The sequence below is a fragment of the Streptomyces afghaniensis genome (assembly GCF_044327915.1).
GTDB classification, from domain to species: Bacteria; Actinomycetota; Actinomycetes; order Streptomycetales; family Streptomycetaceae; genus Streptomyces; species Streptomyces afghaniensis.
This window is the reverse complement of sequence record NZ_JBIRGJ010000002.1, coordinates 252,265-268,554: the sequence shown is the minus strand read 5'-3', so window position 1 is coordinate 268,554 and position 16,290 is coordinate 252,265. Positions and strand designations below refer to the sequence as shown.

Annotated in this window: 12 protein-coding genes and 3 tRNA genes; 9 read left to right on the top strand and 6 right to left on the bottom strand. The window is 69.9% G+C overall.

Going from position 1 to position 16,290, the window contains the following annotated elements:
• Positions 1–9 precede the first annotated feature (9 nt).
• The 4 genes from ACH4G3_RS07480 to ACH4G3_RS07465 all read right to left on the bottom strand — a co-directional run bounded on the left by ACH4G3_RS07480 (position 10) and on the right by ACH4G3_RS07465 (position 5,726).
• Positions 10–1,938 (bottom strand): ABC transporter ATP-binding protein, encoded by a 1,929-nt coding sequence (locus ACH4G3_RS07480; RefSeq protein ID WP_397623598.1) that lies wholly within the window; start codon positions 1,936–1,938, stop codon positions 10–12.
• A complete protein-coding gene (locus ACH4G3_RS07475; RefSeq protein ID WP_397623597.1) occupies positions 1,938–3,671 on the bottom strand; it encodes an ABC transporter ATP-binding protein in 1,734 nt (577 codons plus the stop codon). The genes ACH4G3_RS07480 and ACH4G3_RS07475 overlap by 1 nt, the downstream gene beginning before the upstream one ends.
• A 143-nt stretch (positions 3,672–3,814) precedes the next feature.
• Positions 3,815–5,266, bottom strand: a complete 1,452-nt coding sequence (locus ACH4G3_RS07470) for an FGGY family carbohydrate kinase (protein ID WP_397623596.1) — start codon at positions 5,264–5,266, stop codon at positions 3,815–3,817.
• Between the two features lie 154 nt (positions 5,267–5,420).
• Entirely contained in the window at positions 5,421–5,726 is a 306-nt protein-coding gene (locus tag ACH4G3_RS07465; protein WP_354735567.1) for a YtxH domain-containing protein, read from the bottom strand.
• Positions 5,727–5,886: 160 nt separating this feature from the next.
• Here ACH4G3_RS07465 and ACH4G3_RS07460 point away from each other — a divergent pair.
• From ACH4G3_RS07460 to ACH4G3_RS07450, 3 genes are all read left to right on the top strand, one after another.
• Positions 5,887–5,959 (top strand) — tRNA-Asn (locus ACH4G3_RS07460).
• A gap of 5 nt (positions 5,960–5,964) precedes the next feature.
• Positions 5,965–6,037, top strand: a tRNA-Asn gene (locus ACH4G3_RS07455).
• A gap of 189 nt (positions 6,038–6,226) precedes the next feature.
• Positions 6,227–6,300, top strand: a tRNA-Ile gene (locus ACH4G3_RS07450).
• A 217-nt stretch (positions 6,301–6,517) separates the two neighbouring features.
• Here ACH4G3_RS07450 and ACH4G3_RS07445 read toward each other — a convergent pair.
• Both ACH4G3_RS07445 and ACH4G3_RS07440 read right to left on the bottom strand, forming a co-directional pair.
• Positions 6,518–7,195, bottom strand: coding sequence for a hypothetical protein (locus ACH4G3_RS07445; RefSeq protein ID WP_397623595.1), 678 nt, complete (start codon positions 7,193–7,195; stop codon positions 6,518–6,520).
• A gap of 52 nt (positions 7,196–7,247) precedes the next feature.
• Positions 7,248–7,421, bottom strand: coding sequence for a hypothetical protein (locus ACH4G3_RS07440; protein WP_397623594.1), 174 nt, complete (start codon positions 7,419–7,421; stop codon positions 7,248–7,250).
• Between the two features lie 309 nt (positions 7,422–7,730).
• Between ACH4G3_RS07440 and ACH4G3_RS07435 the strand changes: the two genes are divergently transcribed.
• The 6 genes from ACH4G3_RS07435 (at position 7,731) to ACH4G3_RS07410 (ending at position 16,289) form a co-directional block, all read left to right on the top strand.
• Positions 7,731–8,492: a GntR family transcriptional regulator gene (locus ACH4G3_RS07435; protein ID WP_397623593.1), complete on the top strand. Its 762-nt coding sequence runs from the start codon at positions 7,731–7,733 to the stop codon at positions 8,490–8,492.
• Between the two features lie 2,675 nt (positions 8,493–11,167).
• Complete coding sequence (locus ACH4G3_RS07430; protein WP_397623592.1) at positions 11,168–12,511, top strand: lytic transglycosylase domain-containing protein; 1,344 nt, start codon at positions 11,168–11,170, stop codon at positions 12,509–12,511.
• 90 nt (positions 12,512–12,601) lie between these two features.
• Complete coding sequence (locus ACH4G3_RS07425; RefSeq protein WP_397623591.1) at positions 12,602–13,666, top strand: RNA polymerase sigma factor; 1,065 nt, start codon at positions 12,602–12,604, stop codon at positions 13,664–13,666.
• Between the two features lie 119 nt (positions 13,667–13,785).
• Positions 13,786–14,715, top strand: coding sequence for an ABC transporter ATP-binding protein (locus ACH4G3_RS07420; RefSeq protein WP_397623590.1), 930 nt, complete (start codon positions 13,786–13,788; stop codon positions 14,713–14,715).
• Complete coding sequence (locus tag ACH4G3_RS07415; RefSeq protein WP_397623589.1) at positions 14,712–15,482, top strand: MlaE family ABC transporter permease; 771 nt, start codon at positions 14,712–14,714, stop codon at positions 15,480–15,482. The genes ACH4G3_RS07420 and ACH4G3_RS07415 overlap by 4 nt, the downstream gene beginning before the upstream one ends.
• A 3-nt stretch (positions 15,483–15,485) precedes the next feature.
• On the top strand, positions 15,486–16,289 hold the full coding sequence (locus tag ACH4G3_RS07410) for an MlaE family ABC transporter permease (protein ID WP_397623588.1): 804 nt from the start codon (positions 15,486–15,488) through the stop codon (positions 16,287–16,289).
• Position 16,290 lies beyond the last annotated feature (1 nt).

Below are 16,290 nucleotides of genomic sequence, written 5' to 3'. Positions count from 1 at the left end.
CCCGCCCGTCTAGTCGACCTCGGCCGCCGCCTGCGCGAACTGCGCCTTGTACAGCCGGGCGTAGGCCCCGTCCGCCGCCAGCAGCTCCTCGTGTTCGCCCTGCTCCACGATCGCCCCGTTCTCCATCACCAGAATCGTGTCCGCGTCCCGGATCGTCGACAGCCGGTGTGCGATGACGAACGAGGTACGCCCGTGCGCGAGTTTGGCCATCGCCTTCTGGATGAGCACCTCCGTGCGGGTGTCGACCGAGCTGGTCGCCTCGTCCAGCACCAGGATCACCGGGTCGGACAGGAACGCCCGGGCGATGGTGATCAGCTGCTTCTCACCCGCGCTGACCCCCGTTCCCTCGTCGTCGATCACCGTGTCGTACCCGTCCGGCAGCGTACGGATGAACCGGTCCGCGTGCGCCGCCCGGGCCGCCTCCTCGATCTCCCCCCGCGTGACGTCCCGCGCGGCCCCGTACGCGATGTTCTCCGCGATCGTGCCGCCGAACAGCCAGGTGTCCTGGAGCACCATGCCGATCCCGGCGCGCAGTTCGTCCCGGGACATCCGAGCGATGTCGACCCCGTCGAGGGTGATGCGCCCGCCGCTGACGTCGTAGAACCGCATCAGCAGATTCACCAGCGTCGTCTTGCCGGCGCCCGTCGGGCCGACGATGGCCACCGTGTGCCCGGGCTCGACCTTCAGCGACAGGTCCTCGATCAGCGGCTTCTCGGGGTCGTAGCGGAACGACACGTGTTCCAGCGCCACCTGCCCGCGCAGTTCCTCGGGCCGCACGCCCGGCACCGGATCGGCGCTCTGCTCCTCCGCGTCCAGCAGTTCGAAGACGCGTTCCGCCGAGGCGACGCCCGACTGCACCAGGTTCGCCATGGAAGCGACCTGCGTCAGCGGCATGGAGAACTGCCGCGAGTACTGGATGAAGGCCTGCACGTCACCGATGGACAGCGAACCCGAGGCGACCCGCAGCCCGCCGACGACCGCGACCAGCACGTAGTTGAGGTTCGACACGAAGAACATCAGCGGCTGCATGACCCCGCTGTTGAACTGCGCCCGGAAACCCGCCTCGTACAGCGCCTCGTTCTGCTCGGCGAACTGCTGCGCCGACTCCTCCTGCCGTCCGAACACCTTCACGAGCGCGTGCCCGGTGTACATCTCCTCGATGTGCGCGTTCAGCTTGCCCGTCGAGCGCCACTGCTGCACGAAGTGCGGCTGCGACCGCTTGCCCACGCGCGTGGCGACGACGAACGACAGCGGCACGGTCACCAGCGCGACCAGCGCCAGGAGCCAGGAGACGTAGAACATCATCGCGAGGACGCCGATGATGGTCAGCACCGAGTTGATGAGCTGCCCCATCGACTGCTGGAGCGTCTGCCCGATGTTGTCGATGTCGTTCGTCGCCCGGGACAGCACCTCACCGCGCTGGCGCTTGTCGAAGTACGACAGCGGCAGCCGCGACAGCTTCGTCTGCACGTCCTCGCGCATCCGGAACATGGTGCGGTTCACGGCCCGGTTGACCATCCGCGTCGCCACCGCCATCAGCAGCCCGGCCACCAGGAACACGCCCAGCGCGAGCAGCAGCACATGCCCGACGGTGGTGAAGTCGATGCCCTCGCCCGGGGTGAAGTCGGTGCTGCGCAGCATGTCGGCGACGTCACCGTCCCCGCGCTGCCGCATCTGCTCCAGGACCTGCTCCTTGCTCGCCCCCTCCGGCATGTCCCGCCCGACGATGCCCGCGAAGACCAGGTCGGTCGCCTTGCCGAGGATCTTCGGCCCGACGACGTTGAGGCCGACGCTGAGCACCACGCACGCCAGCAGCACGAAGAGGGTGATGCGCTCCGGCCGGAACTGCGCGACGAGCCGTTTGCCCGATCCCTTGAAGTCCAGCGAGCGCTGGTCGGGGCCGCCCCCGGCCATCATCCGCCCCATGGGCCCCGCCATCAGGCAGCCTCCGCTTCCGTGAGCTGGGAGAGCACGATCTCCCGGTAGGTCTCGTTGTCGGCCATCAACTCGTGGTGCCGGCCGGTGCCGACGACGTGGCCCTCGTCGAGGACGACGATCCGGTCGGCGTCCCGGATGGTCGCCACCCGCTGGGCGACGATCACGACGGTCGCCTCCGCGGTCTCCTGCGCGAGCGCGGCCCGCAGGGCGGCGTCCGTGGCGTAGTCGAGGGCGGAGAAGGAGTCGTCGAAGAGGTAGATCTCCGGGCGCTGCACGAGCGTCCGGGCGATCGCGAGCCGCTGCCGCTGACCGCCCGAGACGTTCGTCCCGCCCTGGGCGATCGGCGCGTCGAGCCGGCCCTCCAGCCGCTCCACGAAGTCCTTGGCCTGCGCCACCTCCAGCGCGTGCCACAGCTCCTCGTCGGTGGCGTCCGGATTGCCGTAGCGCAGGTTGGTCGCCACCGTGCCCGCGAACAGATACGGCTTCTGCGGCACCATGCCGACGGTCTTCGCGAGCAGCTCGGGGTCGATCTCCGCCACCTCGACCCCGTCCACGAGCACCTGCCCCTCGGTCGCGTCGAACAGCCGCGGGACCAGCCCCAGCAGGGTCGACTTGCCGCTGCCGGTCGAGCCGATGACGGCGGTCGTCTCGCCGGGCCGGGCGACCAGGTCGACGGCGCGCAGCACCGGCTCCTCGGCACCGGGATAGCGGAAGCCCGCCCCGCGGAGCTCCAGATGCCCGTGCCGGCGCAGCTCACGCACGGGCGCCGACGGCGGCACGACGCTCGACGAGGTGTCCAGCACTTCCTGGATGCGCTCGGCGCACACTTCCGCGCGCGGCACCATCATGAACATGAAGGTGGCCATCATCACGGACATGACGATCTGCATCAGATAGGCGAGGAACGCGGTCAGGTCACCGATCTGCATCCCCCCGCTGTCGATCCGGTGCGCGCCGAACCACACCACGGCGATCGACGACAGGTTCACCACCGTCATCACGATCGGGAACATCAGCGCGAGCAGGTTGCCGGTGCCCAGGGCGAAGTCCGTGAGATCGGTGTTGGCCTTACGGAAGCGCTGCTGCTCGTACTCGTCCCGGACGAAGGCCCGGATGACGCGGTTGCCGGTGATCTGCTCGCGCAGCACCCGGTTCACCGTGTCCAGCCGCGTCTGCATGGCCCGGAACAGCGGACGCAGCCGCCGCACGATCAGCGTCACGCAGATGCCCAGCACCGGTACGACCGCCACCAGCACCCCGGACAGCGGCACGTCGAGACCGAGCGCCAGCACGATGCCGCCCACGCACATGATCGGCGCCGACACCATCAGCGTGAACGTCATCAGCGCCAGCATCTGCACCTGCTGGACGTCGTTCGTCGTACGGGTGATCAGCGAGGGCGCGCCGAAGTGACCCACCTCACGCGCAGAGAACGACTGCACCCGGTCGAACACGGCGGCTCGCACGTCCCGCCCGAGCGCCGATGCCGTACGGGCGCCGTAGTACACGGCACCGATGTTGCACACGACCTGGACCAGCGAGATGCCGATCATGAGGGCGCCGTAGCCCAGGATGTAGCCGGTGTCGCCGTTCACAACACCCTGGTCGATGATGTCCGCGTTCAGCGTGGGCAGGTAGAGCGTGGCGCAGGTCTGCAGGAACTGCAGCAGCACCAGCAGGACGATGGGTCTCTTGTAGGGCCTGAGGTGGACCCGCAGGAGTGGTATGAGCACGCTGCTTCTCTCGGGTGGGTGACGGGGCCGGTTCGTTGCCCCTGGCCCCTATCGTCGAACACTCCACCCGCGTTACCTCAACCGAATTAACCCAACAGGCGGTCAAAAAGCCCCGGGCTCCCTCGGATCCGCACCCTCGGCCACTACGGCCGCATCGCCCCCGGATGCGTCTGCTCCCGTACCGACACGAACTGCTGCCGCACCGCCTGCCCCACGGCCAGTTCCTCCCCGGGCTCCAGTACCTGCGCGACCGCGCCCTGCCAGGCCGGCGGGTTCCGCGCGTCGAGCGTGCCCTGGGACGCCCCGAGCGCCCAGGCCGCCTGCCGGGCGGCTCCGATCGCCGCGTAGTCCGCCGGCTGCGGCACCACGACCTGCGTCCCGAACAGCGAGGGCGCGGCCGCCTGCACGGCGGGCAGTTCGGCGGCCGGACCGAGCAGGAACACCCGCCGCACCTCCACGCCCCGGGCGCGCAGCACGTCCAGCGCGTCCGCGAGCCCGCACAGCATGCCCTCGAACGCGGCCCGCGCCAGATGCTCCGCCTTCATCGACTCGCGCCGCAGGCCCGCCAGGGTCCCGGCGGTGTGCGGCAGGTTCGGCGTCCGCTCGCCCTCCAGATAGGGCAGCAGCACCAGCCCGTGCGCCCCCGGCGTCGACTTCATCGCCAGCTCGGACAGGCTCTCCAGATCGGGCAGCCCCAGCAGCTCTGCGGTCCCGCGCAGCGTCCGTACGGCGTTCAGCGTGGTGACGACCGGCAGGTGCATGCCGGTCGCGTCGGCCAGCGCGGTGATCATCCCGGAGCCGTCGACCAGCGCCTCGGGATGCACGGCCATCACGGACCCGGACGCGCCCAGCGACACCACCGCGTCCCCGAGCCCGATGCCGAGCCCGAAGGCCGCCGCCATTGTCTCGCCGGTCCCCACGGAGATCAGCAGCCCCTCCGGCGTCGTACCGGCCGCGTCCGCCGGGCCGATCACCTCCGGCAGCATCACCTGGTGCCCGAGCGCCAGCTCGACCAGGTCGGGCCGGTAGGCGCCGGTCGCCGCGGACCAGTACCCGGTGCCGGACGCCCCGCCCCGGTCGGTGGTTCTCCGGACCGGCCGGCCCAGCAGCTGCCACACCAGCCAGTCGTGCGCCTGCAGGAGGATCGCGGTGCGCTGTGCGTTCTCGGGCTCGGTCCGGGCCAGCCAGCGCAGCTTCGTCACCGGCTGCGCGGCCTGGGGCACACACCCCACGGCCTGCGCCCAGGCCTCGCGCCCCCCGAGCGCGTCGATCAGGTCGGCCGCCGCGACCTGCGTCCGCTTGTCGCCGCCGACCATCGCCGGCCGCACGGTGTTGCCCTGCGCGTCCAGCGGCACGACGGCGTTCTGCTGCGCCGAGACGCCGATGGCCTGCACGCCCTCCAGCAGCCCGCCGCCCGCGGCCTCGCCCAGGGACAGCAGCCAGGCCTGCGGGTCGACGTCGGAGGGCCGGCCGCCGTCGGGGCTCTCCACCGGATGCGGCGCATATCCCTGCCGGAGCACGGCTCCGGTGTCCGCGTCACAGACGACGATGCGAGTGAAATCGGGTGAACTGTCCAACCCGGCGACTATCCCCATGGCCAAAATTCTGCCGCACGCTCCGCCGGGGTCGGTCCGTGGGCGCCGTGGATCTTGACGCCGGGTTTCGGGCGCGGGGCGCGTCGTGGCTGGTCGCGCAGGTCCCCGCGCCCCTGAGGTGGCAGGACCCGCACCCGGCGTCGGCGAAGAACTGTTACGTGTTGCTCGTACCCCAGTCGTCCTCGCCGCCGTTGTGGGTGGCCCGCTCCTTGAGGTGGCGGACCCGTTCGGCCACCGAGTCGGGGACGCGGTCGCCGACCCTGTCGCTCACCACGTGGTACGCCTTGCCCGCGAACTCACGGCCCTGGTGGGCCGCCGACTCCGCGGTGTTGCGGACGGCGGGGTTCTGCGCGAACTGGCGAGCCGACTTCTTCAGCTGTTCGTAGCGCTCGCGTCCGGCCCTCGTGCCCAGCACGTAACCCAGCACGACTCCGGCGACGAACGTGAGCCGGTAACGCATGGCGACCACCCTTCCCTTGCGTAGGTCTCCGGTGCGGCGACGGCGCCGGGGAGTACCGATTGGCGGAGCACCCCCCTGCTTGCGCTAATGTATGTGTCGCAGCGAGCGCGCGCCCTCTGGCGAATACCCAGGTAGGTACGTTCGATGCAAAACGAGACCTTCCTCGGTAGCTCAATTGGCAGAGCAGCCGGCTGTTAACCGGCAGGTTACTGGTTCGAGTCCAGTCCGGGGAGCTCGGTCCTCCGTAGCTCAATTGGCAGAGCAGCCGGCTGTTAACCGGCAGGTTACTGGTTCGAGTCCAGTCGGGGGAGCATGGTGAACGAGGACCCCCGCAGGGGTCCTTTTTCATGTCCGTTCCGATCTTCCGGGAACCGCGCGGCGCCGGGCGCAGTCCTCATGGTCGCGAAGGCCGTGCGAAGCCGACCATCCGAAGCAGGAGATCGTATGAGCGGCTATGCTGCGGCAGACGGCGCGCACACATGTACGCGACACGCCGCTATGGGGCGGTAGCTCAGCCGGTTAGAGCAGCGGACTCATAATCCGTCGGCCGTGGGTTCGAGTCCCACCCGCCCCACTCCAGCGCGGCAACGCAGGAACGTTTTCACCTGCGGCGCAGCGTAAACCCCCTCCAAAGAGAGGGGGCTTCGTCGTCTCCGGAGATCATTAGCTGGCCCCCTGCTGGCCCGGAAGGCGGACGATCAAAGACGGGCAGGGTCGTCATTCGCCGTCGTCAGCGAGCTCGTCCGCCTTCGCAACCAGCTTCTGGGCGGCTTCTAGATCGTCGCCGTAGTTCACCTGTAGGGCACAAGAGCCGTCGGGCATCCAGTGGATCGTGACCTCGCGCCCATCTTGGAGAGCTGTGCGCCTGAGGGTGGCCACGTCCTCGTCGGTGGGCTGGTGCAGAGCCAGCCAGGGCGGTCCGTGAGGGTGGCGGCGGATGCGGACGTTGCAGTCGATGACGGTGGTGTGGTCACGCTGCCGCCTCGCTTCTTCTCGCTGGCGGGCCAGCGCCTGACACTCCGCGCAGTCATGTACTGGGGGCGGCTCAGGGAGCGGCAGGTCGACGTGTGTGGGTCGGGGGGGCACAGTCGCCCCTTCCGGAGTGCCAGTCGGCGCAGGGTCACGGCGATCTCACAGCGGACCTCCTGCACGATGCCGTCTACGACGACGGCCTCCTCCCCGCTGCACGGCTCGCAGTCGCCCATGCAGTGGACGAACAGGGCCTCGTAGGCCGCGTGCGCCACGTGCTCGGGGCAGTCGCGGGGGTGCCAGTCGTACTCGCCGTCCAGGCGCGCCTTGCGGCGCGGCCCGAGGGCGACGGCGGCCTCCTCGGCGAGCGGCTTCTCGTCGCTGTCCCAGATGCACGTGAAGCCGCGCACCTGCTCCTCGGTGAGACCGTCGAGGCTGGGGAGCTCCAGAAGTCCCAACGCCAGCTCTACGGGTGTGCACTCGGTCTGTTTGCTGATCATCGGCTGCCCCTCTTGGTGTGCTGGTTGGCGATGGCGGTTTCCCGGGGCCTGGTCACCGGCTCGTCCCTAACTGCGCCCACAGCCCGCACTCGTCGGTGGTGAGACCGGAGGTGTTGGCGAGCCCGGTGACGATCTGCCAGCCGGGCCCGTGGCTGTACAGAAGCGGGAGTGGCTCGGGGCCGAGCACTGTGATGCGGATGCGCGGTCCGGCCGTCGACAGGGCCATCTCTACGGCAACGGCGGGGCGCCCGAGCTGAGGATCGCGACGTAGAGCTCATTCGCGATGGCCGGGGCGTCCTGGTGTTTGACGCGGCCGGCAACCCACAGGCGGACATGGCGCGCCTCGATGGGCTCGGCCTTGAATGGCTTCTGCCATGTTTGACCCGACTCGGGCATGAGTGTCCCCCGGATTTCACTGGTTTCCGGATACGGGTAGTGCTTATCTGTATCCAGATTGTCGGGGGTTGGCGCTGGTCAAGCGGGAGGGGAGAGTATGTGTATCCGGATTGACGTGATCGCTCAAAGTGGGGGTGCCGTGGTGGCGCAGCCTGAGTACCTGCGGATCGCCGCCGACCTGCGGCGTCGCATCTCACCGGGCGGCGAGTTCGGGCCTGGAGATCAGATCCCGACCATCCCCGAGCTATGCGCCGAGTACGGCGTATCCGAGGCGCCGGTCCGCAACGCGCTGCGCCTACTCACGAACGAGGGCCTGATCGAAGCACGGGCCCGGGCGGGCACGCGTGTCCGCCCGCGTCCGCCGGTTCACCGCATGGCGGCCGACCGGTACCGCTCGACCCCGAGCACCAAGTCCACGCCTTACACCCGGGATCAGGGCATCGCCTGGTCGGAGTACCGGCTCGACAAGCGGTACGAGCGGGTCCAGGCCGACGCCGAGCTGGCGGGCCTGTTCGAGTGCGAGGTGGGCGAGAGGTTGCTGGCGAGGCACTTCGTCTTCTATGACAACGACCAGCCGACCCAGATGAGCACGTCCTACGTGCGGTGGGCCGACGTCGCGGACACCCCGGTCGCCGACCCCATCAACGAGCCCTGGCCGGGTGGCACCCGCGCGCAGCTGGGGAGTCTCGGCATCCGCGTCACGCAGATCACGGAGTCGTTCACCGCGGCCATGCCGACCGAGCTGGAGGCGGCGACCCTGCGGATCGGCGCCGGCGTGCCCGTGCTGCGGTACACCCGCAGGCACATCGCCGACACCGGCCGTATCGTCGAGGTCGCCCACCCGATCGTGCGCCGCGGCGACACCACCGTCGTCGACTTCCGCATCGACCTCGACGACTGACCCCGGGCACGACGAAGCGGCCCCGCCCCCCCCGAAGGAGAGCGGGGCCGCGGTCGTCACGGGTACTGCCGGCGGTACGGATCGAGGGCCATGGAGAGCAGGCCGCCGCCGTCGCTCGGGCTCGGCTGTGGTGCACCGTCGCGGCGGCACACGAGTGCATCCGGGTCCCAGCTCGGGGCCTGAAGGGAGTAGCCGTCGGGGCAGTCCTGGCCGGGAGGGCCTTGCTCGTCGCGGGGGCCTTGCTCGCTGTGCGGGCCCTGACCGCCGGGCGGTCCCTGTGGTCCCTGTGGTCCCTGTGGTCTCTCCGGCCCGGCCGGCCCCTACTCTACGTCCGCGCCTGGGGCTCCGTCCTCCCCCGGCTCGCCATCCTGTCCTGTCGTGTCCGGGTGCCGTCGTCGCCGGGCCGCCCGTGCGTTTGCCGGACTTGCCCGCTGTACTCGGGACACTGGCTTCGGCAGGCCATCGCTGCCGCAGGGATGCTGACTCAGGCAGACCGGACCCCAGCGCAGACCGTGGATCCGCCGAGTCACTCACGGACACCCTGGCTCGGTTCGCAGAGCAGGACGACTGGGAGACGGTCACACTGAAGGACATTGCGGAACGCGCCACGCTGATGAACCGGGATGATTTCAAGTCCTGGTGCACCTGTGGGGCATTCGACTAGGCGCGGTCGTTCCACCCGCCTGGCTGCTCACGTGCGGTGTGTCTGCTGTGATGGGCTTTGGTCATGGCCTGCAAGTTCGCCCAGTCGTGACCACGTGGACCCAGCGGGCCCAGCCCGTCACGGTGGTTGACCTCGGTCGCCCTTGGCCTGGTCAGGGCAGGAAGCGCCTCGCACTCCTCGCACTCGCAAATGGGGTGGACACGCAGGTAGGCGGCCCGTGTGCGTGCCCATCGTGCGTCGTAGCCCTTGGAGGCTGCGCTGCTGCGTTGACGGCCGGCGCGGCGCTGGCAGTCGCCGCAGCGTCCGCCCGGCGTGAGGGTGGGACAGCCTGGTGTAGGGCAGATTTGCATGGCTCGCCGGGGCATGGGCACCTCGCCAGTTACTCGACTCCGCAGCCGGCGACGCGTCGCCTGACCTGGCCATGAGGGCTGCCAGTCTGTTGATGTCCACCCGGGCGCGTCCTCCCATTTACTGGAGGGTGGTGCGGCGGTACTGGTTCCGTTACTACAGCCTCGCCGTTGTGCTGTTGTTGCTGGAGGCAATGTGCCTGTACTGGCTGGTCTCACCGATGCGTGGTGCGGCTGCTTTGATTGTGGGCTCGCTGGCGTGGGCCGGGACAGTGCTTGGCTTCGTCGCCGTCCTGTTGTTCCCGGTGTTCTTCATGCTTGATACGTCGAAGGAATTGGCTAGGAGCAGAGCTCGGCTGGCTGCGCTTCTCTTCGATGAGGGCAGGGTGACGCGGGCACGTAGCCCAGATCATTGGGAGGATTGGCGAAGCCTCCGCTATGCAATCGAGGGCGGAGGCTCGTGCGCGCCTGTGATGCCGATTCAGGGCACAGTTGTACACCGAGATCGTGACAGGGCGCTGACCTGCGGTCAAGCGGCCTTGGCTGCGGAGCGTTTCGCAACGAGCGCAGCGACGCCTGCGGCGGGATACCAAGGCTGTCGCGGGCTTCCTCCGGACCGTTCGAGGTGGCCGCGCTGGACGAGCTTGCGGACGCCGGCGAGGTCAGTGTCGAGGAGGCGGGCGGTCTGGTGTGCGGTGAGGTGGCCGGGCCGGATCATCTGCGACTCCATGGTCTCCATGATGCGCGTCAGGCGGCTGGTGGTCTGCGGTCTGACCCGTCTGCCGGTTGGGGCGCTTGCGCGGAGCGTTTGACGGTGAGGATGGCGGCGATGCCTCCGCAGGCGCCACCCAACGCAGAGATGGCTCCCGTCACCGCTGTGACTATCTCGGAGGCGCCGAATTCGTCGTCCGGGGTAGTCGCAGCGGGGGGTGGTGTCGGGGAGGCGGCTGGCGGTTCCTCCGGTGCAGGCTCCTCCTCTGGGGGTGTCTCATCCGGTGTGCCCTCGTCCGGGGGTGACCCCACCGGAGGGCGTGTCTCGTCCGGTGTGCCCTCGTCCGGGGGTGACTCCTCAGTGGGTGACCCCACGGTGGGTGGTTCCGGAAATTCATCCGTGTCGGTTTCCTCAGGTGGAGAAAGCGAAGACGCAGGCGGGGGGCTCTCTGCATCAGGGCTGAGCCCCAGGTTCACGGACAGCGAGAGCAGGAGGCCGCCAGCGGCCAGTGCGAGCGCTGAGACGATCGCGAGCAGCAGCGCCCACCGCTTGCTTGATCGTGCTGCAGCCACCACTGAGCCCCCTAGCTGATCATGCTGGTCTTCGGTGGTGATTTCAGTGTCCGAGGTTCTGGCGAATGCTGCTCGTCGAGTCCGTCTTGGGCGCGACGGGAGGCCCTGAAACCAGAAACTTCCCAGCTCAGCCCCGATATCGGGGGCGAAACCGGTTTCGGGGCGGGGTGAAATTACTACCCCTTCCCGAAACCGGCTTGGCGGCCCCTACTCGCCGTCCTCGGCGGCCGGGAGATCGGCCTGCCGCAGGCCTTGGTGCCCCCGCAGCAGTCGCGGATGGTGAGCTGCCTGGTGGCCACCTTGAAGGGCTTGAGGGCCGCACTGAGTGCGGTAGACGACCCGGCGGCGTCCATCTCCGTCCACGGCTTGTACAGGTCGGGATGGAACCGGGCGAGGGCCCCGACGAGCCGGTGGGAGTGCACGGCTTCGACGCCGTCCGGCCAGATGGCGCGGACGTGATCGAGGATCGTCTCGACGTCCTGCTCCTCGACGGCCGCGCCGGTGGCCTGCCCGGTGAGGGTGCCGGCGGCGGTGCGGAGCGCCAGTGCGCCTCCCGCGACGGACGTGCCGACCGCCCGCGTAGAGCAGAGGACGGAATCCGCACAGGGAGGGGCCGCGAGGTGGCGGTGCGCATGTTGTTCAGAACGGTCGGTACGGCGAGAGGGGCAGGCAGAGGGACCAGATGCACGGCGATCGCGGCGGCGGCGATGGCCGCGCTGACCGCCTCCCAGGCGCCGGGAACCTCGGCAAAGGCTGTGGAGCCGACGCGGAACGCGGCGCGTGCCGAGCACGGGCCGAGTGTGTCCGGCGACGCCCCGTACCGCACCGAGCTTCCGCCGCTGCGGGCCGGGAAGCCCGACGGGGACACGGCCGCGGGGCCGGCCGGCGCCGCACTGCCCGCGACCGTGTTCGCCGCGTACCGGCGCGCCGAGTCGGAGCTGGCGGGCACCGCGCCGGGATGCCGGCTGGAGTGGCAGCTGCTGGCCGCCATCGGCCAGGTGGAGTCGGGGCAGGCGCGCGGCGGCCGGGTGACCTCGGACGGCACGGCCGTGCCACCGATCCTCGGCCCCCGGCTGAACGGCGGCGCCTTCGCGGTCATCCGGGACACCGACGGCGGCCGGTACGACGCGGACACGGCGTACGACCGGGCGGTGGGCCCGATGCAGTTCATCCCGTCGACCTGGGCCCGCTGGGGCGCGGACGGCAACGGCGACGGACGGGCCGATCCGGACAACGTCTTCGACGCGGCACTCGCAGCCGGGCGCTATCTGTGCGCGGGCGGACGGGACCTCTCCGACCCGGCCGACCTGGATGGGGCGATCCTCGGCTACAACCACTCGGAGGCCTATCTGCGCACGGTCAGGGCCTGGTACGCCTACTTCCTGGAAGGGCATCGGGTGGTACCGGACCCGGGCGCCGGGTCGTCCCCGCGGCCGGAGCCGTCGCGACCGAGCAGCACACGCGAACCCTCGCCGAAGCCGTCCGAGCGCCCGGGCGCGAGCCCGTCCCCCAGGCCGTCCACACCGCCCGCCTCTCCATCCCCCTCTCCCTCCCCGTCCCGTCCGGCGGGCGGAGCGAGGGAGGCGGAGGAGCCGCCGCTCTCGGTGCCGGATCCGGGCGTGGAGCTGCCCGACGACGTACTGCCCAGTGCCGGCCCCCTGACCAGCAACGGTGAGGAAACGATGCGCCCCTCCCCCTCCACAACCGCGGATACCGGGCGGTAATGTCGCCCCCCGCCGGACGGCACGAGACGGCGGAGTGAGCGCGAAGGGGCCCTCATGGCGACGGACATGCCTGCTGAGACAGAGGCGGCCATGGCTGCTGGGACAGTGACGGACGACAACCGTTGGCAGCGCATGTGGAGCCACCGCGAGCAGTTGCTCAAGGTGGCCCGGCGCAGGTCGATGAGCCCGGAGGACGCCGAGGACGCCGTGCACGAGGCCATGCTGCGCGCCGCCGAGCGCCCGGACCTCGACGACGAGCGCCTCGGCGCCTGGCTGACGACCGTGACCATGCGGCTGTGCGTCGACCGGTACCGGCAGGTCAACCGCGAGGCCGAGGTGCGCACCAGTCCCACGCTGATCGCACCGGGCCCGGTGCCCGTCGACGAGGTGGTGTGCGACCGGGCCGAGGCGAAGTGGCTGGCCGTGCGCAGCGGGGAGCTGCCCGCCCGGCAGGCGGAGGCGTTGCGGCTCAAGTCCGAGGACCTCGACGTCGGCCAGGTCGCCCTGCGGATGGGGCTGAGCTATCGGACCGTCGAGTCGCTGCTCGCCCGGGCCCGGCGGACGCTGCGCGCCTCGCTGGCCGGGACGCTCGGGGTAGCGCTGTTCCTGCTCGGGCGCGGACGGCCGTGGGGAGGCGGGAGGGCACAGGCCCTGGCCGTCGCCTCGACGGCGGCGACCCTGGCGGTGGCGGGGTTCGTGCTGCCGTACGCGTTCGACGGGGGCGGGGACGGTCCGGCTCCGCGGCCCTCCGTGTCCGGGCCCTCGGAGGCGCTCACGACCGACGGGGACGGCCGGGTGCGCACGCCGGTGCCGCGCGAATCGTCGCCCGCGTCGGCGGCTCCCGGCGGCGGTCCGGCGGGAGCCGCGGCCGACGACGGATCGGTGCTGCCGCTGTCCGTGCCGCCCTTGCCCAAGGTCTCGGTGTCCCCGCTTCCGGCGCTGCCGGCACCCGAGGTTCCTGAGATGCCCGAGGTCCGGGGCGTGCCCGAGCTGCCGGACACGCCGGACACACCAGACATGCCGAATATCCCGGATGTGCCGGATGCACCGGATGTACCGGATGTACCGGATGTACCGGTCGAGTCGGCCGTCCCCTCAGTGACGTCGGTGTCGTCGGTTCCGGACACGTCCGTCGTCGTACGGCCCGTCCGGTAAGGCCGCGTGCCCAGCCGTCCGCAAACCCGTCCGAAAAAATCGGCCTCGTAGCGACGGACGCCCCTCCACCCCCCGTAGAGCAGATGTCGGAGCTGCTCCACGGCTGAAGGGTGGACCGGATGGGGGTCGAGATCTGTGTGGAAGGGCTGACCAAGTCCTTCGGCCACCAGGTCATCTGGCAGGACGTGTCGCTGACGCTGCCCGCCGGGGAGGTATCGGTCATGCTCGGCCCCTCGGGCACGGGCAAGTCGGTGTTCCTCAAGACGCTCGTCGGGCTGCTGAAGCCGGAACGCGGCTCCATCACGATCCAGGGCAGGGACATCACCAGGCTCCGTGAGCACGACCTGTACGAGGTGCGGAAGCTGTTCGGGGTGCTGTTCCAGGACGGCGCGCTGTTCGGCTCGATGAACCTGTACGACAACATCGCCTTCCCGCTGCGCGAGCACACCCGGAAGTCCGAGAGCCAGATCCGGCGCATCGTGCTGGAGAAGATGGACATGGTCGGGCTCATCGGAGCCGAGGGGAAGCTGCCCGGCGAGATCTCCGGCGGTATGCGCAAGCGGGCCGGGCTGGCACGGGCACTGGTGCTGGACCCCGAGATCATCCTCTTCGACGAGCCCGACTCGGGGCTCGACCCCGTACGCGTCGCCTACCTCAACCAGCTGATCGTCGACCTCAACGCGCAGATCGACGCCACTTTCCTGATCGTCACGCACGACATCGCCTCGGCCCGCCAGGTGCCGGACAACATCGGACTGCTGTTCCGGCGCGAGCTGGTCATGTTCGGCCCGCGGGAGAAGCTGCTGACCAGCGACGAGCCTGTCGTACGACAGTTCCTCAACGGCCGGATGCAGGGGCCGATCGGCATGGCGGAGGAGAAGGACGCCGCCCAGGTCGAGCAGGAACTCGCCCAGCTCACCGACAGGTCACCCGCGCAGGAGCTGACTCCACGCCTGCTGCCGGGCCCGGGCATCACCCGCCCGCCCCGCTGGCAGGCGATCGCGAGACGCGAGGCCGCGCTGCACGAGAAGGAGGTGGCCGGAGCGTGAGCCTGTCGCCGGCCGGAGCGCTGCGGCACTCGGGCAACCTCTTCGCCATGGCGCTGGACGTCGTGCGGACCATACCCCGACGGCCGTTCCAGGCACGGGAGTTCATCCAGCAGGCGTGGTTCGTCGCGAGCGTCACGATCCTGCCCACGGCCCTCGTGTCGATCCCCTTCGGGGCCGTCATCGCCCTCCAGATCGGCAGCCTGACCCGGCAGCTCGGCGCCCAGTCCTTCGCGGGTGCCGCCTCCGTCCTCGCCGTCCTGCGGGAGGCCTCGCCGATCGTCACGGCGCTGCTCATCGCGGGCGCGGGCGGCACGGCGATCTGCGCGGACCTCGGGGCGCGCAAGATCCGGGACGAGATCGACGCCATGCAGGTACTCGGCATCGACCCGATCCACCGGCTGGTCGTACCCCGCGTCCTGGCCTCCATGGTGGTGGCCGTGCTGCTCAACGGCCTGGTGTCGGTCGTCGGCGTGGCCGGCGGCTACTTCTTCAACGTGATCCTCCAGAACGGCACGCCCGGCGCGTACCTGGCGTCCTTCACCACTCTCGCCCAGCTTTCCGACCTGTGGGCGGCCGAGCTGAAAGCGCTGGTGTTCGGGGCGATCGCCGGGATCGTCGCCTCGTACAAGGGGCTGACCGCGAAGGGCGGCCCCAAGGGTGTGGGCGACGCGGTGAACCAGTCGGTGGTGATCACCTTCATGTTGCTGTTCGTGACGAACTTCGTGATGACCGCCGTGTACTTCCAAGTCGTTCCGCAGAGGGGCTGAGGCATGGCGCTGTTGAAAGGCCTGGAGGAACTGGGCACCCAGCTCTCCTTCTACGGCCGCTCACTCGCGTGGACGGGCCGCACCCTGCGCCGCTACAAGAAGGAGATCGTGCGGCTGCTCGCCGAGGTGAGCTTCGGGCGCGGGGCACTGGCCGTCGTCGGCGGCACGGTCGGCGTCATCGCGTTCCTGTCGTTCTTCACCGGCACCGAGGTGGGTCTCCAGGGCTACGCGGCCCTCAACCAGCTCGGCACGTCCAACTTCGTGGCCTTCCTGTCGGCGTACTTCAACACCCGGGAGATCGCCCCACTGGTGGCCGGACTCGCCCTGTCCGCCACGGTCGGCGCCGGGTTCACCGCACAGCTCGGAGCGATGCGGATCAGTGAGGAGACCGACGCCCTGGAGGTGATGGGTGTGCCCTCGCTGCCGTTCCTGGTGACCACCAGGATGGTCGCCGGTTTCGTCGCCGTGATCCCGCTGTACGTGATCGGCCTGCTGTCCTCCTACCTCGCCGCCCGCACCATCACCACCGTCTACTACGGGCAGTCGACCGGCACGTACGACCATTACTTCCACCAGTACCTGCCGCCCGTCGACGTGCTGTGGTCCTTCGGCAAGGTGATCGTCTTCGCCGTCCTGATCATCCTGGTGCACTGCTACTACGGCTACTACGCGAGCGGCGGTCCCGCCGGGGTCGGCGTCGCCGTGGGCCGTGCGGTGCGGACCTCGATCGTCGCCATCAACGTCCTGGACTTCTTTCTGAGCCTCGCGATCTGGGGCGCCAACACGACCGTACGGATCGCGGGGTGAG